We start from the raw sequence: 19,978 nt of genomic DNA on the forward strand, positions 1-19,978 counted from the left end.
TGTCGACTGTCAAAGCGCTTTCGCGAGCAGGCTCGCTCCCACAGGGAAATACTGTTCACTTAAGGCAACCCACAAGGGGCTTGATCAGCTTCCGGATGGGGTATTGCAAGCCAACCGCAACTCGGCACACAACCCACCGCCATCGCGATTGCTCAAGGTCAGCGAGCCGCCCATGGCACTCGCCAGTTGTTGGGCAATGGCCAGTCCCAGGCCCGTGCCGCCGGTTTCCCGATTGCGCGAGCTCTCCACCCGGTAGAACGGCTTGAGCACTTCGGCCAGTTCTGCCTCGCTGATGCCGGGCCCGCGATCCAGCACCTGGATCGCCAGTTGCCCCTGGTTGGCAGGCTGGACCTGGATCTGCGCCGCGCCGCCGAATTTCAGCGCGTTGTCCACCAGATTGACCAACACCCGCCGCAACGCATGGGGACGGGTGTCGATCACGGCGGCGTTCTTGCCCGACAACTGCACGTCCTGGCCGGTGTCCTGGTAGTCGAACACCAAACTGTCGAGAAACGCATCCAGGCTGATCCGGCAACTGGCCTCGGTGGCGCCATGGATGCTGCGAGCGTAGGCCACGCCCTCACGCACGAGGTGTTCCATCTCGCTCAGATCGCTGCACAGTTTGTCCTTTTCGATGCCGTCGTCCATGAATTCGGCGCGCAGTTTCATGCGGGTGATGGGCGTCTGCAAGTCATGGGAAATCGCCGCCAGCAGTTGCATGCGCTCCTTCAGGTAGGCGGCAATGCGGTCCTGCATGGCATTGAACGCCTTTGCCGCGTGTACCACTTCGGTCGGGCCTTTTTCGTCCAGGCGCACGCCGTGGGCGTTGGGGTCGAGGGTTTCCACCGCCTGGGCGAGCCGGGTCAGCGGGCTGACGGCGATGCGCACGGCCAGCCACGTGCAGCCGATCAACAGCGCCAGTTGCCCGAGCAGCACCGCAGGCAGCCAGGGCGAAAGCGGTGCCATTGCCGGACGCACATCGATGGTCAGCGGGTTGCCGTCTTTCAGGCGCAGGTGCGCCTGGTAGTGCATCTTCGGGCCTGGGATCTGGTTATAGGTCAGCGCATAGGCTTCGCCCAGGGCCTGCTGGATCGAACTGACCGATATCGGGGCGTTGTCGGGCAACATCGGCATGCCCGGTTCGCCTTCGTCGAGCACGTAGCCGTAGTTGCGCCGGGCCAGTTTCGGCAGCCAGGCCTCGCGCTCGGCGGCTGGCAGGCGATCGAGGATGGCGACGGACGTCGAGACGTCGGTCTCGAGGTTGCCGAGCATGGTGTTCTTCGCGCTCTCGTAGCGTTCGTAATACTGGACCCCGAACGACAGGCCTTGGGCCAGGACCAGGCCGATCAGGAAGATCAACGACAAGCGCGAGGCGAGGGTACGAGGCCAGCGCAGCGACAGCTTCATACCGACGCCTCGAGGATCTCCACCGGCAGCGAGAACACGTAGCCTTCGCTGCGTACGGTCTTGATGTAGGCCGGTTCGCGCGCATCATCCAACAGGCGTTGGCGCAAGCGGCTGACCAGCAGGTCGATGGAGCGATCGAACAGATCGGCGTCACGGCCTTGGGTCAGGTTCAGCAACTGGTCGCGGTTGAGCACGCGCTGCGGATGATCGAGGAACACCCGCAACAGACGGTACTCCGCGCCGCTCAGGGCGACCATGGTGCCGTCGCTGTCCAGCAGGTGGCGGGCGGTGGTGTCCAGCCGCCAGCGACCGAACGCCAGCAGGCGTCCGCTCTCGGTGACCACCAGATTGGGCGGCAACATCCGGGTGCGGCGCAGCACGGCGTTGATCCGGGCGAGCAGCTCGCGAGCGGCGAAAGGCTTGACCAGATAGTCGTCGGCGCCCATTTCCAGGCCGATGATGCGGTCGGTTTCGTCGTTGCGGGCGGTGAGCATCAGCACCGGCGTGGCCTTGTGCTTGCCGGCGCGCAGTTCCCGACACAACACCAGGCCATCATCGCCGGGCATCATGATATCCAGCACGATCAGGTCCACCGGGGTGGTTTCCAGGAACGCCCGCATCTGCCGGCCATCGGCGACCACGGTGGTGCGCAGGCCGTTCTTTTTCAGGTAGTTGCCCACCAGCTCTCGAATCTCGCGATCGTCATCGACGATCAACACATGATCGACATGATCCATGCTGTTCTGCCCCTTGGCGTTTTGTTGTTGGCCAGTCTACAGGCACCAGCCGGCCTGGCCCGCGACGGTTTGTATTGCAGTGTATCTGGCGCGCGGCGGATACACAGCGATGCAAAAAGCCCCCTGGCCCGATACAGGCGCGATACCTGGGCGGCATTCAATGGCATCCATCGAGGCAATACAAAGGGCCTCTGCGATAAACCATTGAATCGAGGACATCGTCATGTACACCAAAGCCATCTACGCCGCCTGCCTGTTTGCCGCGCTGAACATCTGCACCTTGTCGGCCCGGGCCGAAAGCAACGTTCAGCCGCACACCTATAGCTACAGCAGCCACCTGGACGTGCGCAAAGTGCTGTCCCTGACCGAAGACCCGCAACCGGCCTGTGGCGTGGTCAATGCCCACATGACCTATCTGGATTCCGCGGGACACGAGCAGGCGCTGGACTATCGCAAGTTTTCTGATCACTGCACCAACCAGAACTGACGTTCGTGGCGAGGGAGCTTGCTCCCGCTGGGCCGCGAAGCGGCCCCAAAAACGCATTGACCATTCGGTGTGTCAGGCAGATACGAGGGGGCGCTCCGCGCCCAGCGGGAGCAAGCTCCCTCGCCACGGGTTCTTCCGCCAACTTTCATTTTGAGGTGTTGCCATGCTTCTGATCGCTTTTCTCGGCGGGGTCCTGACGATCCTCAGCCCTTGCATCCTGCCCGTGGTGCCGTTCCTGTTCGCCCGCGCCAATCAATCGCGTGGCTCGGTGCTGCTGACTCTGGCCGGCATGGTGCTGACCTTCGGCCTGGTGTCGAGCCTGGCGGTGGTCAGCAGCGAGTGGGTCATCCGCGCCAGCAGCGTCGGCCGGCAAGTTGCCCTGGTGGTGATGGTGCTGTTTGCCTTGTCGCTGATGTTCAGCCGGGTCGGCACCTGGCTCGCGCGACCGCTGGTCAGCCTGGGCAATCGCCTCGACGCCGGAGCCGGACGGATGGCTGGGCCGCTGGCGTCGCTGCTGATCGGCGTCGCCACGGGGCTGCTCTGGGCGCCGTGCGCCGGGCCGATCCTCGGAGTGATCCTGACCGGGGCGATGCTGCAAGGTGCCAGCGCGCAGACCAGCCTGCTGTTGCTTGCCTACGGCCTGGGCAGCGCCTTGTCGCTGGGTACGCTGATTCTGGCCGGGCGTGGCCTGATCGGTCGGCTGAAACCCTCGCTGCCGATCACCGCGTGGCTGCGTCGGGCGACGGGCGTGCTGGTGTTGCTGGCGGCCGTGGCGATTGGCAGCGGGGCAGATGACCGGTTGTTGGCGGCGACGTCCTCCGAACAGTCCGCCAGCCTGGAAAAAAGCCTGCTGGAGAACGTGCCCAAGGCCATCGATTACGTGGTCAGCAAGGCTGACGCCAGCAGCCTGCCGCCCCTGGATGTTCAGGGCGCGATGCCTTCGCTGGCAGGCGCGGTGCAATGGCTCAACTCGCCACCGCTGAACAGCGAGTCATTGCGGGGCAAAGTGGTGCTGGTGGATTTCTGGACCTACGACTGCATCAACTGCCAGCACACGCTGCCGTACGTGAATGGTTGGGCGAAGAAATACGAGAAGGACGGGCTGGTGGTGATCGGCGTGCATACGCCGGAATACGGCTACGAGAAGATCATCGAGAACGTCCGCGAACAGGTGCGCAAGCTCGACATCCATTACCCGGTGGCCATCGACAACCAATATTCGATCTGGCGCGCCTTCAACAACCAGTACTGGCCGGCCCATTACTTCATCGATGCCAAGGGGCTGGTGCGCTACAGCCACTTTGGCGAAGGGCGTTATGCAGAGCAGGAGCAAGTGATTCAACAACTGCTGCAAGAAGCGAAGGCCAGCAACTGACCCGTGGCGAGGGAGCTTGCTGTGGTGAGGGGATTTATCCCCGCTGGGTCGCGAAGCGGCCCCTTTGACCTACCTGATAAACCAAGTTGCCAGGTGTTGGGGCTGCTTTGCAGCCCAGCGGGGATAAATCCCCTCGCCACGGTAGAAGGTATCTAAAATAATGGCTTGAGAAATAATCCTATAGTTATTTCTAGGTTACGTCGCCAAGGCCGGGAGCAAAGTGAAAATGCTGGCCCCTTGCTCATCCACACCAAGTCAAACTTCTTTCATTTCAGAATGTTGGACGACAAACCTATGCGCGTTTCTATATGGATCGCGGCGGCTGTGGTGCTGACCGCTGTCTCGCTTGAAGCCCAGGCCAGGGCGCTTACCTCGAACCAGCAGTCCGTGTGTCGCTGGGGTTCGGACATCGCGGCGGGCGCCCAGGCGTCGAAGCTGTCCGGTGTCAGCCTGTATGGGGCGCGCAAGAAGCTGCAGGTGCGCAAGTTTGCGCGGCCATGGATGCGCATGACTGCCCTGGGCATTACCGAGCAGACCTACAACAGCGCATCGCGGCTCAAGCCTGCCGCCGTCAAGCAGACCTATTACGAACAATGCGTGCGTCACGAACTGGCCCGACGATAAGGGTTCAGCCGGGGCTTCTGCCGGGCATTTCGATGCCATGCTGATGCACCCGGCGATACAGCGTCGCACGGGAAATACCCAGGGCCCGGGCCGCCGGGGTGGGTTTCCAGCGGTGACGCACCAGGGCATCGAGCAGCGCCTGGCGTTCCGGGCTGGCGCTGGGTTCTGGCCCCCGAACAGCGGTTTCGCGGCCGTGCAGTGACTCCGGCAAATCACTGAGCTGGACCACGCTCCCTTCGCAGACCGCACAGGCATAACGCAGTACATGTCGCAACTGGCGCACATTGCCCGGCCAGTGGTAACCGAGCAGGCATTCCAGCGCTGGGCCACTCAGCTGCACCGCGCCCCCGCACAGGGTCGATTCTTCCTCGAGGATGCGGTTGATCAACGCCAGCCGGTCTGTGCGCTCGCGTAACGGCGGCAATTGAAACCGGGCACCGCCGAGGCGGAAGTACAGATCCTCGCGAAACTCGCCGGCTGCCACCAGGGTTTCCAGGTCACGGTGGGTAGCGCAGATCACCTGGATGTCCACGGCCTTGCGCCGCGCGGCCCCCAGCGGCGCCACTTCGCCTTCGGCCAGTACCCGCAACAGGCGGGTCTGCAGGGTCAGGGGCATGTCGCCGATTTCGTCGAGAAACAGTGTGCCGCCATCGGCTTGTTGCAGCAGGCCCTGCATGCCTTTGGCCGAAGCGCCGGTAAAGGCGCCGGCGACATAACCGAACAATTCGCTTTCGATCAGGCTTTCCGGAATCGCCGCGCAGTTCAGGGCCACGAAAGGTCGGTCTCGACGCTGGCTGGCCTGATGCAACTGGCGGGCGAAGACTTCTTTGCCGGATCCGGTCTCGCCCTGGATCAGCACCGGCAGGTTGCGATCCTTGACCCGCACCGCCAGGCTCAGGCTGTCGGCCAGGCGTGGATCGAGCTCGGTCGGGGTCATCGTGGCGCGCTTGCGTGGGGTCGCCCGGCGTCGCGGCGCGCTCAGGCGGCCATGCAGGAATGGGTCGAGCGGGTAGAGGCTTTCGTCACGGGCGCGGTGCAACAGCTGCGGGGCGAAGACCTGGCTGATATGCCGGGGTATCTGGCCGTAGCGCTCCAGCAAGTAATGGCGCGCCGCCGGGTTAAGCGCTTGCAGGCAACCATCGTCATCCCAGGCGAACAGGAAATCCGGCTGGCTGTCGACGTAGCCGGCGTTGCGATGGGCGCGCAAGACCCAGTAGCCCTGGGCACTGCTCATGAAAAACGCCTGTTCGATCTCCCGTGCGCTTTGCACCACCATTTGCCGGATCAGATGCTGGGAACGTCGATCGTCCGGCGAACGCACCGCCGAGACGTCCAGTACCCCGAGCAGTTCTCCTTGCGGATCGAAGACCGGCGCGGCGGAGCAGGTCAGGCCGATGAACGCGGCGCGAAAATGGTCGCGCTTGTGTACCGTCACCGCCGTCCTGGCGGTGAGCACGGCCGCCACGCCGCAAGTGCCTTCTTCACCCTCCGACCAGCAGGTGCCCAGGTACAACCCGGCTTTGCGGCAGTCGTTGCGCAGGGTGGTTTCCACCCGATAGTCGATGGTCTGGCCCTGGGCATCGGTCAGCAGCACGCAATAGTCCGCATCGCGCACCCGGCCATGCAGGCGCGCCACTTCATCGCTGGCGATGTTGAGGAACAGTTCCGAGCGCTCGCGACATTGCTTGAGCACTTCGTGGGAAAGGATGCGCGGGCCCTGCAATGAACCTGGGTCCAGGTGATGTTGCTCCATGGAGCGGCGCCAGGAGTCGAAGATCAGGTCCGGCACCGGCAGTTGCGGCAACTGCGCGGCGTTCTTCAGCACGCGGCTGACGCAATCCACATGCGCCCGGGAGTGAGCGGAAAGCATTGGGGCCTCCGGTTCAGCTTCTTGTCGTTGTGCGCACATTAAGCGCTGATCACCGGGCGCCGGCAAGCCCGGCGCAGCACAGGCGTCGAGGTGAGACGCAACGTCTCAGCGTCTCGCCGTCGTCCCGTGCAGGCTGATATGTGGCGTCTCACCAAACACCGCCCCAGCGCACCCGAATTTACGTTTGAAGCGCTCTATATCGAGGCTTTCCAGCACTCAACGGGTAACTGGCACCGGCCTTGCTCTAGGCCTTGGACCCACATCAGGTGGGCTTCCAAGAATAAGAAAGAGGTGCCTATGTCTATCTGCCCAGGTCATTTGCCTGTCTACCCCGTGGTGACGACATGAGTCGCCGTCCGCTCACCGTCGGCATCATCGCCAACCCCGCCTCGGGCCGCGACGTACGCCGCCTGACCGCCAACGCCGGGCTGTTTTCCAGTACCGACAAAGTCTCGGTGATCCAGCGCCTGCTGGCCGCGTTCGGCGCCACCGGCATCGAACGGGTGCTGATGCCGACCGACATGATCGGCATGGCCGCCGCCGTGCTGAAGAACAGCCACAGTCGTCAGGCCCGTAGCAGCCGTTGGCCGGCCCTGGAGTTTCTTGACCTGACCCTGCGCCAGACCGTCGAAGACACCCGCCGGGCCGCGCGCCTGATGGCCGAGCGCGAAGTGGCGCTGATCGCGGTGCTCGGCGGCGACGGTACCCACAAGGCAGTGGCCGCCGAAGTCGGTGATATTCCATTACTGACCCTTTCCACCGGCACCAACAACGCCTTCCCGGAGCTGCGCGAGGCCACCAGTGCCGGGCTGGCCGGCGGGTTGTACGCCAGCGGGCGGATTCCAGACCTGATCGGCTTGCGTCGCAACAAACGCCTGCTGGTCTGCGACGCCGGGCGTGGCTTGCGGGAAGTTGCGCTGGTGGATGTCGCCGTGTCGCCGCTGCGCTTTGTCGGCGCCCGGGCCATCAGCCGGGCGCAGGACCTGGCCGAAGTCTTCGTGACCTTTGCCGAACCGCAATCCATTGGCCTGTCGGCGCTGTGCGGCTTGTGGTTGCCGGTGTCCCGCCAGGCCCCGGGCGGCGCCTGGATGCGCCTGGATCCGCAATCGCCCGAAGCGCTGCTGGTGCCACTGGCCCCCGGTCTGCTGCAGGGCTGTGGCGTGCTTGCCGCCGGCCCTTTGGAGCCAGGCGTTGCCCACGGCTTGTCGCTGTCCAGCGGCACGCTGGCCCTGGACGGCGAGCGGGAAATCGAATTCAACGCCCATGACCGACCCACCATAACCCTCGATGCCGGCGGCCCGCTGAGCATCGACGTCAACGCGGTGCTCAGCTACGCCGCGCAACAACGCTTGTTGGCCATCGGTCGCGAGCACCCGCAACACCCCTTGAACCTTCAAGAAGACACCCCTGGAGAATAAAAATGTCGACACCGCTCACCCACGATCAATTGCTGCACGCCTATCAAGTGATGCGCACCATCCGCGCCTTCGAAGAGCGCTTGCACGTGGAGTTCGCCACCGGCGAGATCCCCGGTTTTGTTCACCTTTACGCAGGCGAAGAGGCTTCGGCCGCTGGCGTCATGGCCCATCTGGGCGATGACGATTGCATCGCCTCCAACCACCGGGGCCATGGCCATTGCATTGCCAAGGGCGTCGATGTCTACGGGATGATGGCCGAGATCTACGGCAAGAAAACCGGCGTCTGCCAAGGCAAGGGCGGCTCGATGCACATTGCCGATTTCGAGAAAGGCATGCTCGGTGCCAACGGCATCGTCGGCGCCGGTGCGCCGCTGGTGGTCGGCGCCGCCCTGGCGGCCCGGCTGAAGGGCACCGACAGCGTCGCCGTGGTGTTTTTCGGCGACGGCGGCTCCAACGAAGGCGCGGTTTTCGAAGCCATGAACATGGCCTCGGTGTGGAACCTGCCGTGTCTGTTCATCGCGGAAAACAATGGCTACGCCGAAGCCACCGCGTCGAACTGGTCGGTGGCCTGCGATCACATCGCCGACCGCGCCGCCGGCTTCGGCATGCCCGGGGTGACGGTCGACGGCTTTGACTTCTTCGCCGTGCATGAAGCCGCCGGTGCCGCCGTCGAGCGCGCCCGGGCCGGGGAAGGGCCGTCGCTGATCGAGGTCAAGCTGACCCGCTACTACGGCCACTTCGAGGGCGACGCCCAGACCTATCGAGCGCCGGATGAGGTCAAGCATTTTCGCGAGAACCAGGACTGCCTGATGCAGTTCCGCGAGCGCACCACGCGGGCCGGCCTGCTCACGGTCGAGCAGTTGGACCAGGTCGACAAGGAAGTCGAGCTGTTGATCGAAAACGCCGTGTACAAGGCCAAGTCCGATCCCAAGCCCGCGGCTGCCGACCTGCTGACCGACGTCTACGTCAGCTATCCCTGAATTCCCCTGAAAACAAGAACAGAGAATCCCATCATGGCGAGAAAAATCAGCTATCAGCAGGCAATCAACGAAGCCCTGGCCCAGGAAATGCGCCGCGACTCCAGCGTGTTCATCATGGGCGAGGACGTTGCTGGCGGCGCCGGTGCACCCGGTGAAAACGACGCCTGGGGCGGCGTGCTCGGCGTCACCAAGGGGCTTTACGACCAGTTTCCCGGACGCGTGCTGGATACGCCGCTCTCCGAGATCGGCTACGTCGGCGCGGCGGTCGGCGCGGCCACCTGCGGTGTGCGCCCGGTGTGCGAGCTGATGTTCGTCGACTTCGCTGGGTGCTGCCTGGACCAGATCCTCAACCAGGCGGCGAAATTTCGCTACATGTTCGGCGGCAAGGCCTCCACGCCCCTGGTAATCCGCACCATGGTCGGGGCGGGCCTGCGCGCCGCCGCCCAGCACTCGCAGATGCTCACGTCCTTATGGACGCACATTCCCGGGCTGAAAGTGGTGTGCCCGTCATCACCGTACGACGCCAAGGGCCTGCTGATCCAGGCGATTCGCGACAACGACCCGGTGATCTTCTGCGAGCACAAGTTGCTCTACAGCATGCAAGGCGAGGTGCCGGAGGAGCTCTATACCGTGCCGTTCGGCGAAGCCAACTTCCTGCGCGACGGCAAGGACATCACGCTGGTGTCCTATGGCCGGCTGGTCAACACCGCGCTGGACGCGGCGCGCAACCTCGCCGGGCGCGGCATCGATTGCGAGGTGATCGACCTGCGCACCACCAGCCCGATGGACGAGGACAGCATCCTCGAAAGTGTCGAGAAGACCGGCCGCCTGGTGGTGATCGACGAGGCCAACCCGCGCTGCTCGATGGCCACCGATATCTCGGCGCTGGTCGCGCAAAAAGCCTTCGGTGCGCTCAAGGCGCCGATTGAAATGGTCACCGCGCCGCATACCCCGGTGCCGTTCTCCGATTCCCTGGAAGACCTGTACATCCCCGACGCGGCGAAGATCGAACAAGCCGTGCTCAACGTGATCGAGTGGAGCAAGCGCTGATGAGCCAGATTTTTACCCTGACCATGCCCAAGTGGGGCCTGTCGATGACCGAGGGCCGGGTCGATGCCTGGCTCAAGGAAGAGGGGCAGGCCATCACCAAGGGCGATGAAGTGATGGACGTCGAGACCGACAAGATCTCCAGCAGCGTGGAGGCGCCGTTTTCCGGCATCCTGCGTCGGCAGGTCGCCCGTCAGGACGAAACCCTGCCGGTCGGCGCCTTGCTCGGTGTCGTCGTCGAAGGCGAGGCCAGCGACGCCGAGATCGATGCGGTTATCGAGCAGTTCCAATCCAATTTCGTCCCGGGCGACGCCGCCGATGAGGACAGCGGTCCGAAACCGCAGAAAATCGAGTTGGACGGGCGGGTGATCCGTTACTTCGAGCGCGGTGAAGGCGCTACGCCCCTGGTGCTGATACATGGTTTTGGCGGCGACCTGAACAACTGGCTGTTCAACCATGAAGCCTTGGCCGCCGGACGGCGAGTCATTGCCCTGGACCTGCCGGGCCATGGTGAATCGGCGAAAACCCTGCAACGCGGCGATCTTGATGAATTGAGTGGCGTGGTGCTGGCCTTGCTCGATCACCTGGATATCAACGCGGCTCACCTGGTGGGGCATTCGATGGGCGGGGCGGTGGCGTTGAACGTCGCACGACTGATGCCGCAACGCTTGCGCTCGCTGACCCTGATCGGCAGCGCCGGCCTGGGCGCGGAGATCAATGGCAGCTACCTGCAGGGCTTCGTCGACGCGGCCAACCGCAATGCCCTCAAGCCGCAGCTCGTGCAACTGTTCTCGAATGCCGAGCTGGTCAACCGCCAGATGCTCGACGACATGCTCAAGTACAAGCGCCTCGAAGGCGTGGACGCGGCCCTGCGCCAACTGGCCGGGAGTGTTTTCAAGGACGGCCGCCAACAGGTGGACCTGCGCGAAGTGGTCCAGGCCGGCCACGTGCCAACCCTGGTGATCTGGGGCAGTGACGACGCGATCATCCCGGCGGCTCATGCCGACGGCTTGGCGGCGCGGGTCGAGGTGCTGCCAGGCCAGGGGCATATGGTGCAGATGGAAGCAGCCGAGCAGGTCAATCGATTGATCCTGGATTTCATTCAGCAGCACTGATCGAGCGGGCGGCGACTGATTCGCCGCCCCGCCAGAATAGGAGACAAAGCTATGAACGTTTCAATCAAGCCGACCCGCAGCATGCGCGCCGCCGTCTGGCATGGCCGCAACGACATCCGCGTCGAAGACGTGCCGCTGCCTGTTCCACCGCCTGCCGGTTGGGTGCAGATCCGCGTGCAATGGTGCGGCATCTGCGGCTCGGACCTGCATGAATACGTGGCTGGGCCAGTGTTCATCCCGGTGGACGCGCCGCACCCGCTGACCGGCATCAAGGGCCAGTGCATCCTCGGTCATGAATTCTGTGGCGAAATCGTCGAATTGGGTGCCGGCGTCGAAGGCTTCAGCGTCGGCGAGCCGGTGGCGGCCGATGCCTGCCAGCATTGCGGCACCTGTTATTACTGCACTCACGGGCTGTACAACATCTGCGAGAACCTGGCGTTCACCGGATTGATGAACAACGGCGCGTTCGCTGAATTGGTCAACGTCCCGGCCAACCTGCTCTACAAGCTACCGGCGGACTTCCCCGCCGAGGCCGGCGCGCTGATCGAGCCGCTGGCGGTGGGCATGCACGCGGTGAAGAAGGCCGGCAGCCTGCTGGGTCAGAACGTGGTGGTGGTCGGCGCCGGCACCATCGGCCTGTGCACCATCATGTGCGCCAAGGCCGCCGGCGCGGCCCAGGTGATTGCCCTGGAAATGTCCGGCGCGCGCAAGGCCAAGGCCCTGGAAGTCGGCGCCAGCCACGTCATCGATCCCAACCAGTGCGATGCCCTGGCCGAAGTACGCCGCCTGACCGGCGGCCTGGGGGCTGACGTCAGTTTCGAATGCATCGGCAACAAGCACACCGCCAAGTTCGCCATCGACCTGATCCGCAAGGCCGGCAAATGCGTGTTGGTGGGCATATTCGAAGAACCGAGCGAGTTCAACTTCTTCGAGCTGGTGTCCACCGAGAAGCAGGTGCTCGGCGCGCTGGCCTATAACGGCGAGTTCGCCGACGTGATCGCCTTCATCGCCGATGGACGCCTGGATATTTCACCGCTGGTAACCGGGCGCATCCAGCTGGAGCAGATCGTCGGGCAGGGTTTCGAGGAATTGGTCAATAACAAGGAGCACAACGTCAAGATCATCGTGTCTCCGGCACGGATCTGAGGGCGCCTGAGGTGGGCGATTGGCGATGGCCGGCAGCGGCCATCGTCTTTTTTTTTAGGTGTAGCTCAGGTGTAGGCCAGCAATCGACCGCAGAGAATGACCGTGATCCATAGCGCGATCGATACCAGTGCCTGGACACGCGCCAGCCCGGGAGCCTTCTGGCCGGTATTCCAGTGTTCGACCGAACGGTAGGTTCCAGCATGAAACAGCAGGGCGTTGATGCCCGCCGCCGCAATCAGGCTGAGCTTGAGGATAAAGACGTTATTGCCGGCGAAATCCTGCGGGTGCGCGCTGAACATCATCAGCCCGGCCGGTACGATCAGCAGCAGGGCCGCAACGGCCCAAGTCAGCAGGTGCCGGGCGAGGGCGGTCACGGCGATGGCCTTGGACAGGCCGAGGACGCGCAAGTCGAACATCACCACCGCGCCCACCAGCACTGAAAAGCCGATGATGTGCAGCACCTCCACCAGCGGGTACAGCCATAGCTCGTCGCGCATGGCCAATGCCAGCGACGAGTCGGCCAGCCGGTCCATCCAGCCTTGCGCGGCCGGACCCGTGGCCTGCATCAGCGCAACTCGGTGGTCTTGTCATCAATGGTGATGCGCTCGGCGCGCAGTTCATCGGGTTTGTTGCGGTTGGCATAGCCAACCACGGTGGCTGAGTTACCCGCCTTGAGCATGTCCTTGGTCAGCCCGCGGCTTTCCATGCGTGAGGGCGGCGCCAGCACTACGGTCCAGGTCTTGTCGGTGGTTTGCAGGCGCACGGTGCCGTGGGGATGGGAATACCCGGATTGCTTTATCGTGCCTTCCAGCGTCAAGGGGTTGCTGGCGTCGTATTCGCTCCAGCCATGGTGGGCAAACGCCGCCGTGGCGACCAGCAGCGACGATAAACCAATGCAGCGAAGGGTGAGGTTCATGACAAGCTCTCCGGTTCAATTGGGATGATATTCGCTCCAGACCCGCTGCCCGTCGAATTGAAGCAGCTGTTCCTCGACCTCGCGGAACCGTCGGTCGCAGTCGAGAAAGAATTCATCGAGTTGCGGCGGCTCGACGTGGGTGGCGCTGAGCATGGTATGGACTTGGCCGCGGTGATGGATCTGGTGCTCGAACAGGTGCAACAGCAACCGGTCGATCCGCTCGCAGACCCTGCCGTCGGCGCGCACCAGATCGATAGAGCGGGCCAGGTCTGTTTCCCGCAGGGTTTCGCAGAAAGCCACCAGCCGCTGGTCGGTCTTGCCCTGGTTTTCCTTGAGCTCAGCGAAAGCCAGGGTCTGGAAGAAATCCCGTTCCTGGCCGTCAACATCGCCTTCCAGGGCAGTCAGGTAATAACGGTCAACCTCAAGGATGTGGCACAGCGTGGCTTGGATGGAGGGGAAAAAACTGGTGCGGTAGGCTTCGTATTCGGCCGTGTTCAGTTGCGCGCAGGCGCCCAGCAGCCGGTGGTTGGCCCATTGGTTGTTCAGGGCCTGGGCCAGGAAATAGTTCATGAAACGCCTCCCGTTCGAGTCGTTGCGCCGGGCGAAAGCGTAGCAAAGACTGGCGTTGGCGACGTGTTGCTGGTCGGTTGGCCCTACGAACAGAGTGCAACCTTTGTGGGAGCGAGCCTGCTCGCGAAGACGGCGGCACATCCAGCACCTTCGAATCAGGCAGACCGCTTTCGCGAGCAGGCTCGCTCCCACAGGGTTTTCGTCGGCTGCGGCTTTACAGTCCCACATCCGGCAACGCCGGCCGATTGGCCAGGGCCTTGGCCATGATCTGCTCCACGTACACGCGGTCTTCTTCCGGCAAGGCCAGGCGCGGTGGGCGGGTGAGGGCGCTGCCGCGACCGGCGATGGCTTCGCACAGCTTGATGCATTGGACCAGGTCGGCGCGGGCGTCCAGGTGCAGGATCGGCATCAGCCATTCGTAGATCGGCATGGCTTCGGCGAACCGTCCGGCGCGGGCCAGGCGGAAGATGGTTTCGCCTTCTTTCGGGAACACGTTGGACATGCCCGAGACCCAGCCCTCGGCGCCGACGGCGAGGCTTTCCAGGACCACGTCATCGAGACCGGCGAACAGCACGAAGCGATCACCGACTTCGTTGCGCACATCGATGAAGCGGCGGGTGTCGCCGGAGGAATCCTTGAAACACACCACGTTGTCGCAGTCGGCCAGGGAAATCAGGATGTCCGGGGTGACATCGTTCTTGTAGATCGGCGGGTTGTTGTAGACCATCAGCGGCACGTCGGCATGCCGGGCCACGTAGCGGAAATGTTCTGCGGTCTCGAACGGCTTGGAGCCGTAGACCAGCGCCGGCATCAGCATGACCCCGTCGACACCGACCTTGCGCACTGCGTTGGCGACCTTGGCGGCCTGCACGCTGGTGAACTCGGCCACGCCGCAGATCACCGGCACCCGGCCACGGGAGGCGTCCACCGCCACTTCGGTCACGGCGATTTTTTCCTCGGCGCTCAGGGAGGTGTTTTCCCCCACGGAGCCGCAGACCACCAAGCCGGAAACGCCATCGCGGATGACGTTGGAAATGACCTGGTGGGTTTTTTCCAGGTTGATGGAAAAGTCGTCGTTGAATTGGGTGGTGACAGCGGGGAATACGCCGCTCCAGTTGATGCGTTTGCTCATGGGTGTCTCCTTTTGGTATTTCGTATACGGATATATGTGGTTGCTTTTGTGGCGAGGGAGCTTGCTCCCGCTGGGTCGCGAAGCGGCCCCCAGGATCTGACTGACACACCGAGTTATCAGCCTTCAGGACTGCTTCGCAGTCCAGCGGGAGCAAGCTCCCTCGCCACAAGGGTTTTGGATGAAGCTGGAAATCATGCCCCGGGCCAGGTATCCGAAAGCCGATAGCCCTGCGGCCACGGATCGCTTGGGTCGAGCAACAGCTGGTGGGTACCGGTAATCCACGCCCGTCCGGCAATGCACGGGTAGATCGCCGGGCGTCCGGCCACGTCGGTCAGTGAATCGATCCGGCAGTGAAATTCGGAGCCGATGATCGAGCGGCCGATAAACCGTTCGCCCACTTGCATCAAGCCTTTGGCGTGCAGCACCGCCATGCGCGCCGAGCAGCCGGTGCCAGTGGGGGAGCGGTCGATCTTGCCGGGCTGGATGACGACGGCGTTGGCGCCGGTGGCGATGCCGTTTTCCGTCACGAGGGGCGCGGCGATCTGGCAGAAAGAAATGTGCGACCAGTCGGAATTCAACGGGTGCACGAAGCCCAATTGCTCGTTCGCCGCGCGGGTGATTTTCAGCCCCACGGCCACCAGTTCGGCCGCCTCGTCAGGCCGGATGGCGAAGCCCAGGCGCTGCGCGTCGACGATGACGAAGCTGTCGCCGCCGTAGGCCGTATCCACTTGCAGCGAACCCAGGCCTTCGACTTCGATCCAGGCATCGAGGCGGTCGGCGAACGAGGGCACGTTCTTGATCTCGACCCGCTGCACCTTGCCGTCGCGGCAGTCGGCCACGGCTTCGATCAGGCCACCCGGGGCTTCCAGCACCAACCGCGTCTGGGGTTCGCTCATCGGCAGGATGCCGCTGTCCAGCAGCACGGTGGCGACGCACAGCGAGTTGGAGCCGGACATCGGCGGCGTGTCGGCCGGCTCCATGATGATCCAGGCCATTTGCGCCCGCGGGTCCTTGGCCGGCACCAGCAGATTGACGTGGCGAAACACACCGCCCCGGGGTTCGTTGAGGACGAAGTTGCGCAGGGTCTGGTCCTGGGCGATCCAGCGTGACTGTTCCCACACGGTGGCGCCGGGTGGCGGCGCGACGCCGCCGACGATCACATCGCCGACTTCGCCTTCGGCGTGGCAGCTGACTACATGGATGATTTTTGATGAGCGCATGGATCAGATCCTTGTGTTGTCTGGTCGGGCCTCTTCGCGAGCAGGCTCGCTCCCACGGGGTTCAATGGTGTACACGAGTCCGTGTGGGAGCGAGCCTGCTCGCGAAAGGGCCATTCGCTATTTCACCGATTTCAGAAACGCCGCCGTCTCCGGCTGCTGCGGATTGCCGATCACTTGGTCCGGCGGCCCGATCTCATGAACTCGACCATTGCAAAAGAACGCCACCCGGTCGGAGACGTCGCGGGCGAAGCGGATCTCGTGCGTCACCAGCACCATGGTCATGCCGTCCTCGGCGAGCATGCGCATGGTGTCCAGCACCTCACCCACCAGTTGCGGGTCCAGCGCCGAGGTGGCTTCGTCGAACAGCATGTAGTCGGGTGACATCGCCAGCGCCCGGGCGATGGCCATGCGTTGCTGCTGGCCGCCGGACAGCTTGCCGGGGAAGGCCTTGAGCTTGTCGCCCAGGCCGACGTGCTCAAGCTGGCGCACCGCCAGCGCCTCGGCGTCCTGTTTGCTCTTGCCCAGTACCTTGCGCGGCGCGAGCATGACGTTTTCCAGCACGGTGAGGTGGGGAAAGGCGTTCCATTGCTGGAAGACAATGCCGATCTTCTGTCGCAAGCGATTGAGGTCGGTGGCGCTGTCGTGGACCTCCACGCCGTCCACGCGGATGCTGCCTTTCTGGATCGGCTCCAGGCCATTGATGCACATCAGCAGGGTCGATTTGCCGGAGCCGGAGCCGCCGATGATCGAGACGACTTCGCCCTTGTCCACCGTCAGGCTGACACCCTTGACCACCTCCAGGTTGCCGAATGATTTGTGCACGTTTTCGATCTCAATCATTTTCCTGCCACCTTCTTTCCAGGCGCGCGCCGAGGCGGGCGACCACCAGGCTCATGACGTAGTAGATGAGGCCCGCGATGCACAGCACCAGCAGGGGTTCTTGAATCCGCGTGACAATGGTTTGCGAGGCGCGGAGCAATTCGACGATGCCGATCCACATCACCAGGGCGGTGTCTTTCATCACCCCCAGCACCAGGTTCAACCAGCCGGGGAAGGCCACCCGCGTGGCGATCGGCAGGACGATGAAGCGCAAGTCCTGCACGTAGCTCAGGCCCAGGGAACGACTGGCCCGCCGGGTGCTCAGCGGCACCGCCAGCACGCCACCGCGGACGATCTCGGTGAAATAAGCGGCGGCATAGACGCCGAGCACGATGCAACCGACGGCGAAGGCACTGAGGTCCAGGCCGACGATGCTCTTGAGGGAGTTGAACAGCACGAACTGGATCAGCAACGGCACACTGCGAAACACGTCCAATACCCAGGCCAACGGCAGGCTGGCGCGGGGCAGCAACGCCCGTAGCAAGCCGAACAGCAACCCGGCGACGGTGCCCAGCAGGATCGACCACGCGGTCAATTGCACCGTGACCCAGGCCCCCTCAAGCAGGTACAGCACGTCATTAACGGTAAGGCTTGTAGAAAACATGACCAGCCCTCAATAACGAAACAGCCGCCAGGACAACAGCCGGGCCAGCCCGACGATCAGCTTGGCGATCAGGTAGTACAGCAGCGCCGCGAGGGCGAAGTATTCGAAGGTGCGGAAGGTCTTGACGTTGTATTCCTGGGTCACGCCGGTGAGGTCGTTGTTCAAGCCGACCACCACGCCCAGGGATGTCATCAGCACCGCCCAGACCATCTGGTTGGTCAGGGGGTAGAAGACGATGCGCAGCAATTGCGGGACGATGATCATCCGGTAGGCCTGGAACGCGCTCATGCCCAGGGAACGGGCGGCGCGCATCTGCGTGCCCGGCACCGCCTTGAGTCCGCCGCGAAAGTTCTCGGCCAGATAGCCGGCGTTGTTGAAGGTGATGCCGGCCAGCAAGGCGAACCATGAGCTGACGTGCAGGCCGAGAGAGCCGAGACCGAAATAGAGGATGTAGATCTGGAACAACGACGGCGTGTTGCGGGCGATCGATACCCAACCGTTGCCAACGCCGCGCAACAACGGATGACGGGCCTGGCGCATTACCGTCAGGAGCAGGGCGATCAGTACGCCGAAAATCATCGACAGGGCGGCCGTTTCGAAGGTCACCCAGGCGCCGGCGAGCATATCGGGCAGCGCGCGCAGGGCCGGGCGCCATTGGAAGCTGTAGTCAAACATGGCTCGGGTTTCCCTTGCGTGCGATAGGTTGCAACCACTGCGGCGGCTGGCCGCTGGCCGTGGCGGTACAGGCGGCCTCGACGCAGTCCCCGAGGCTGGCGAAGTGCACGCTGCGCCCCACCAGGCCGGGTGCGTAGTGAGCGTATTTGCCGGAATTGGTCATCAGGGTCGTGGCGGCCGGAGGGATCACCGGTTCACCCAGCATGCACCAGCAGGTGTCGGTGACCAGCGTCGCGCCGAAAGCCTCGATGGGCTCCAGGTAACCGGCCTGGCGAGCCTGCTCCAGCACGGCGCGACCGCAGGTGATCGCCACTACCACATCGGGGTGCCTGGTTCGTCCCGCACAAAGGTTCGCCAGGGTGGCGAATTCGCTCAGGGAGAAGTGCGGGTTACCCAGGGAAACCACATCCACATGGCTGTGCCGGGCGCTGTTGAGTTCGCGCCAACTGGCGAGCAATCCGGTCACGTCCACGGTTTTCACTGATAACACGGCGTCGTGATCCAGGACCTGGGCCGGGTCCATGGCCTCCGGCGTCACCCCGGCGATGTGGAACAACGGCGCCGCGCTGGTGGTGGCGAACGCGGCGCCGAAGGCTTTCAGGTCGTCCAGGGTCGGCGCGGCGTCTTCCAGGCCTCGGATCAGCGGGATACGCCGCCCCGTGAGGCTGCCAATGTGATAGCCGAGCAGCGGGTAGAAGCTGTCATCCGCTGATTCGATCCTCGGCACCTCGACGATCAGGCCGGCCTTGCGCTGGTCATCGAGATGACAACCGGCCAGCGGCGCTCGGCCACACAAGGCAATGCAGATATCGAGGAAGTCCGGGTACTTCTGCGTCCGCGCACCAAGCACGCTGTTGGCATAGACCACCGCGTTGGACTCGGCCCAGACGATCTGTTCACCCGCCGTCGGCGCGGTGTCGAGCAGGTAGGGTGCACAGGTGAAACTCAATTGCGCGCCCATCGCCATGTAGGCGTCGCCCAAGGCACTGGCCGGCTCGCCCAGGGCCGGATCGACGCCGAGCTCACGCCAGCGGCGCTGGTCCACGGAAATCGAATTGAGGGTGGTGGGCACGCAAACCTTCGCGCCCCACTGCACCAGTTGTTCGGCAAAACGCAGGCTGGCCGGGCCGGTATAAATGCAGCCGTCGATGTGGGCTTGGGTGATGTCCAGCAATTGTCCGGCGCCCTGGATGTCGGCCATGCGCAAGACGATTTGCATCGCCACCTGGGCAGCCTTGCCATGGACCCCGTCAAGCAGCGCCTGGTCCCGTTCGTTCAAGCGGACAGTGGAGGGCCGGAACGGCTGCGCGCAAGTATTTTCCCCACGCCATTGGTCGTTGGGCCGACGCCCGGACAAGGTCAGGCGGTTGCCCTCGACACGCCCGAAGCCCTGGCCGCGCAAAGTGCTGAATGCCTCGCTGCCGATGCACAGCACCGGTAGCGAGCGCTGGAAAACCACCTCGGCGACAAGCACCCCCAGGGTCAGGATTTCATCGGCTTCGGCCAGCACCAGTGCCGCCGGTGCATTACCGTTGCTGATGAGTTCCATCAACACGCTGCTGCCGGTGCAAGAGCCACGCCCGCTGGGAATCGCCAGCACGCGCCCGGCCAGGCGCTCGCCACTGAGCGGGTGGTGTCGGTCGATGACTTCGCCCGTGGCCGGATCAACCCCGCCCCAAAAGCTCAGGCCGACATCGGCGAACAACAGGCTGCCCTCGACGGCACCCTCGACCAGGCTGCGGCCCTGCAGGCGGATAGGCGTGCTCGGCATGCCGC

20 protein-coding genes are annotated in these 19,978 nt (G+C 63.8%); 8 read left to right on the top strand and 12 right to left on the bottom strand.

Going from position 1 to position 19,978, the window contains the following annotated elements:
• Nucleotides 1–84: 84 nt before the first annotated feature.
• A complete protein-coding gene (locus tag M1E16_RS12835) occupies nt 85–1,407 on the bottom strand; it encodes an ATP-binding protein (RefSeq protein ID WP_458130150.1) in 1,323 nt (440 codons plus the stop codon).
• The gene (locus tag M1E16_RS12840; protein WP_123344949.1) at nt 1,404–2,144 is read right to left on the bottom strand and encodes a response regulator; all 741 of its coding nucleotides are present in this window, start codon (nt 2,142–2,144) and stop codon (nt 1,404–1,406) included. The genes M1E16_RS12835 and M1E16_RS12840 overlap by 4 nt, the downstream gene beginning before the upstream one ends.
• A gap of 223 nt (nt 2,145–2,367) precedes the next feature.
• Between M1E16_RS12840 and M1E16_RS12845 the strand changes: the two genes are divergently transcribed.
• The 3 genes from M1E16_RS12845 (at nt 2,368) to M1E16_RS12855 (ending at nt 4,630) form a co-directional block, all read left to right on the top strand.
• Complete coding sequence (locus M1E16_RS12845; RefSeq protein ID WP_458130151.1) at nt 2,368–2,631, top strand: DUF2790 domain-containing protein; 264 nt, start codon at nt 2,368–2,370, stop codon at nt 2,629–2,631.
• 163 nt (nt 2,632–2,794) lie between these two features.
• Nucleotides 2,795–4,006: a cytochrome c biogenesis protein DipZ gene (locus M1E16_RS12850; protein ID WP_458130152.1), complete on the top strand. Its 1,212-nt coding sequence runs from the start codon at nt 2,795–2,797 to the stop codon at nt 4,004–4,006.
• A 294-nt stretch (nt 4,007–4,300) separates the two neighbouring features.
• Complete coding sequence (locus M1E16_RS12855) at nt 4,301–4,630, top strand: hypothetical protein (protein ID WP_458130153.1); 330 nt, start codon at nt 4,301–4,303, stop codon at nt 4,628–4,630.
• Between the two features lie 4 nt (nt 4,631–4,634).
• Here the strand turns inward: M1E16_RS12855 and M1E16_RS12860 are convergent, their stop codons facing one another.
• Complete coding sequence (locus M1E16_RS12860) at nt 4,635–6,500, bottom strand: sigma-54-dependent Fis family transcriptional regulator (RefSeq protein ID WP_458130154.1); 1,866 nt, start codon at nt 6,498–6,500, stop codon at nt 4,635–4,637.
• A gap of 344 nt (nt 6,501–6,844) precedes the next feature.
• Here M1E16_RS12860 and M1E16_RS12865 point away from each other — a divergent pair, with 344 nt between their 5' ends.
• From M1E16_RS12865 to M1E16_RS12885, 5 genes are all read left to right on the top strand, one after another.
• A complete protein-coding gene (locus M1E16_RS12865) occupies nt 6,845–7,918 on the top strand; it encodes an ATP-NAD kinase family protein (RefSeq protein WP_434604868.1) in 1,074 nt (357 codons plus the stop codon).
• 2 nt (nt 7,919–7,920) lie between these two features.
• Nucleotides 7,921–8,898, top strand: a complete 978-nt coding sequence (locus M1E16_RS12870) for a thiamine pyrophosphate-dependent dehydrogenase E1 component subunit alpha (protein WP_434604870.1) — start codon at nt 7,921–7,923, stop codon at nt 8,896–8,898.
• A 33-nt stretch (nt 8,899–8,931) separates the two neighbouring features.
• Nucleotides 8,932–9,948 (top strand): alpha-ketoacid dehydrogenase subunit beta, encoded by a 1,017-nt coding sequence (locus M1E16_RS12875; protein ID WP_305494746.1) that lies wholly within the window; start codon nt 8,932–8,934, stop codon nt 9,946–9,948.
• Entirely contained in the window at nt 9,948–11,060 is a 1,113-nt protein-coding gene (locus tag M1E16_RS12880; protein ID WP_458130155.1) for an acetoin dehydrogenase dihydrolipoyllysine-residue acetyltransferase subunit, read from the top strand. Before M1E16_RS12875 ends, M1E16_RS12880 begins: the two co-directional genes overlap by 1 nt.
• A gap of 81 nt (nt 11,061–11,141) precedes the next feature.
• Nucleotides 11,142–12,206 carry a 2,3-butanediol dehydrogenase gene (locus M1E16_RS12885; protein WP_305501259.1) on the top strand — a complete coding sequence of 355 codons (1,065 nt, stop codon included), beginning with the start codon at nt 11,142–11,144 and terminating at the stop codon, nt 12,204–12,206.
• Between the two features lie 65 nt (nt 12,207–12,271).
• Here the strand turns inward: M1E16_RS12885 and M1E16_RS12890 are convergent, their stop codons facing one another.
• From M1E16_RS12890 to lhpI, 9 genes are all read right to left on the bottom strand, one after another.
• Nucleotides 12,272–12,772: a DUF6644 family protein gene (locus M1E16_RS12890; RefSeq protein ID WP_458130156.1), complete on the bottom strand. Its 501-nt coding sequence runs from the start codon at nt 12,770–12,772 to the stop codon at nt 12,272–12,274.
• Nucleotides 12,772–13,122: a DUF6152 family protein gene (locus M1E16_RS12895; protein WP_434568546.1), complete on the bottom strand. Its 351-nt coding sequence runs from the start codon at nt 13,120–13,122 to the stop codon at nt 12,772–12,774. Before M1E16_RS12895 ends, M1E16_RS12890 begins: the two co-directional genes overlap by 1 nt.
• A 15-nt stretch (nt 13,123–13,137) precedes the next feature.
• Nucleotides 13,138–13,692: a DinB family protein gene (locus tag M1E16_RS12900; RefSeq protein WP_458130157.1), complete on the bottom strand. Its 555-nt coding sequence runs from the start codon at nt 13,690–13,692 to the stop codon at nt 13,138–13,140.
• Nucleotides 13,693–13,906: 214 nt separating this feature from the next.
• Complete coding sequence (locus M1E16_RS12905) at nt 13,907–14,824, bottom strand: dihydrodipicolinate synthase family protein (protein ID WP_186632069.1); 918 nt, start codon at nt 14,822–14,824, stop codon at nt 13,907–13,909.
• Nucleotides 14,825–15,015: 191 nt separating this feature from the next.
• Nucleotides 15,016–16,044: a trans-3-hydroxy-L-proline dehydratase gene (locus M1E16_RS12910; protein WP_434651721.1), complete on the bottom strand. Its 1,029-nt coding sequence runs from the start codon at nt 16,042–16,044 to the stop codon at nt 15,016–15,018.
• 117 nt (nt 16,045–16,161) lie between these two features.
• Entirely contained in the window at nt 16,162–16,884 is a 723-nt protein-coding gene (locus M1E16_RS12915) for an amino acid ABC transporter ATP-binding protein (protein WP_305494738.1), read from the bottom strand.
• Complete coding sequence (locus M1E16_RS12920; protein WP_434568543.1) at nt 16,877–17,527, bottom strand: amino acid ABC transporter permease; 651 nt, start codon at nt 17,525–17,527, stop codon at nt 16,877–16,879. Before M1E16_RS12920 ends, M1E16_RS12915 begins: the two co-directional genes overlap by 8 nt.
• Before the next feature lie 9 nt (nt 17,528–17,536).
• Nucleotides 17,537–18,202, bottom strand: coding sequence for an amino acid ABC transporter permease (locus M1E16_RS12925; RefSeq protein ID WP_434568542.1), 666 nt, complete (start codon nt 18,200–18,202; stop codon nt 17,537–17,539).
• Nucleotides 18,195–19,973, bottom strand: a complete 1,779-nt coding sequence (gene lhpI / locus M1E16_RS12930; RefSeq protein WP_458130158.1) for a cis-3-hydroxy-L-proline dehydratase — start codon at nt 19,971–19,973, stop codon at nt 18,195–18,197. Before lhpI ends, M1E16_RS12925 begins: the two co-directional genes overlap by 8 nt.
• Between the last annotated feature and the right edge of the window lie 5 nt (nt 19,974–19,978).

This window comes from Pseudomonas sp. Z2-11 (genome assembly GCF_054161305.1).

Excerpts from the sequence above, each read along its gene's own strand:
- M1E16_RS12905 (WP_186632069.1), bottom strand. The coding sequence starts at position 14,824 with ATGAGCAAACGCATCAACTGGAGCGGCGTATTCCCCGCTGTCACCACC.
- M1E16_RS12865 (WP_434604868.1), top strand. The coding sequence starts at position 6,845 with ATGAGTCGCCGTCCGCTCACCGTCGGCATCATCGCCAACCCCGCCTCG.
- M1E16_RS12870 (WP_434604870.1), top strand. The coding sequence starts at position 7,921 with ATGTCGACACCGCTCACCCACGATCAATTGCTGCACGCCTATCAAGTG.
- M1E16_RS12875 (WP_305494746.1), top strand. The coding sequence starts at position 8,932 with ATGGCGAGAAAAATCAGCTATCAGCAGGCAATCAACGAAGCCCTGGCC.
- M1E16_RS12915 (WP_305494738.1), bottom strand. The coding sequence starts at position 16,884 with ATGATTGAGATCGAAAACGTGCACAAATCATTCGGCAACCTGGAGGTG.
- M1E16_RS12850 (WP_458130152.1), top strand. The coding sequence starts at position 2,795 with ATGCTTCTGATCGCTTTTCTCGGCGGGGTCCTGACGATCCTCAGCCCT.
- lhpI (WP_458130158.1), bottom strand. The coding sequence starts at position 19,973 with ATGCCGAGCACGCCTATCCGCCTGCAGGGCCGCAGCCTGGTCGAGGGT.
- M1E16_RS12840 (WP_123344949.1), bottom strand. The coding sequence starts at position 2,144 with ATGGATCATGTCGATCATGTGTTGATCGTCGATGACGATCGCGAGATT.
- M1E16_RS12890 (WP_458130156.1), bottom strand. The coding sequence starts at position 12,772 with ATGCAGGCCACGGGTCCGGCCGCGCAAGGCTGGATGGACCGGCTGGCC.
- M1E16_RS12835 (WP_458130150.1), bottom strand. The coding sequence starts at position 1,407 with ATGAAGCTGTCGCTGCGCTGGCCTCGTACCCTCGCCTCGCGCTTGTCG.
- M1E16_RS12860 (WP_458130154.1), bottom strand. The coding sequence starts at position 6,500 with ATGCTTTCCGCTCACTCCCGGGCGCATGTGGATTGCGTCAGCCGCGTG.
- M1E16_RS12845 (WP_458130151.1), top strand. The coding sequence starts at position 2,368 with ATGTACACCAAAGCCATCTACGCCGCCTGCCTGTTTGCCGCGCTGAAC.
- M1E16_RS12855 (WP_458130153.1), top strand. The coding sequence starts at position 4,301 with ATGCGCGTTTCTATATGGATCGCGGCGGCTGTGGTGCTGACCGCTGTC.
- M1E16_RS12880 (WP_458130155.1), top strand. The coding sequence starts at position 9,948 with ATGAGCCAGATTTTTACCCTGACCATGCCCAAGTGGGGCCTGTCGATG.
- M1E16_RS12925 (WP_434568542.1), bottom strand. The coding sequence starts at position 18,202 with ATGTTTGACTACAGCTTCCAATGGCGCCCGGCCCTGCGCGCGCTGCCC.
- M1E16_RS12885 (WP_305501259.1), top strand. The coding sequence starts at position 11,142 with ATGCGCGCCGCCGTCTGGCATGGCCGCAACGACATCCGCGTCGAAGAC.
- M1E16_RS12900 (WP_458130157.1), bottom strand. The coding sequence starts at position 13,692 with ATGAACTATTTCCTGGCCCAGGCCCTGAACAACCAATGGGCCAACCAC.
- M1E16_RS12920 (WP_434568543.1), bottom strand. The coding sequence starts at position 17,527 with ATGTTTTCTACAAGCCTTACCGTTAATGACGTGCTGTACCTGCTTGAG.
- M1E16_RS12910 (WP_434651721.1), bottom strand. The coding sequence starts at position 16,044 with ATGCGCTCATCAAAAATCATCCATGTAGTCAGCTGCCACGCCGAAGGC.
- M1E16_RS12895 (WP_434568546.1), bottom strand. The coding sequence starts at position 13,122 with ATGAACCTCACCCTTCGCTGCATTGGTTTATCGTCGCTGCTGGTCGCC.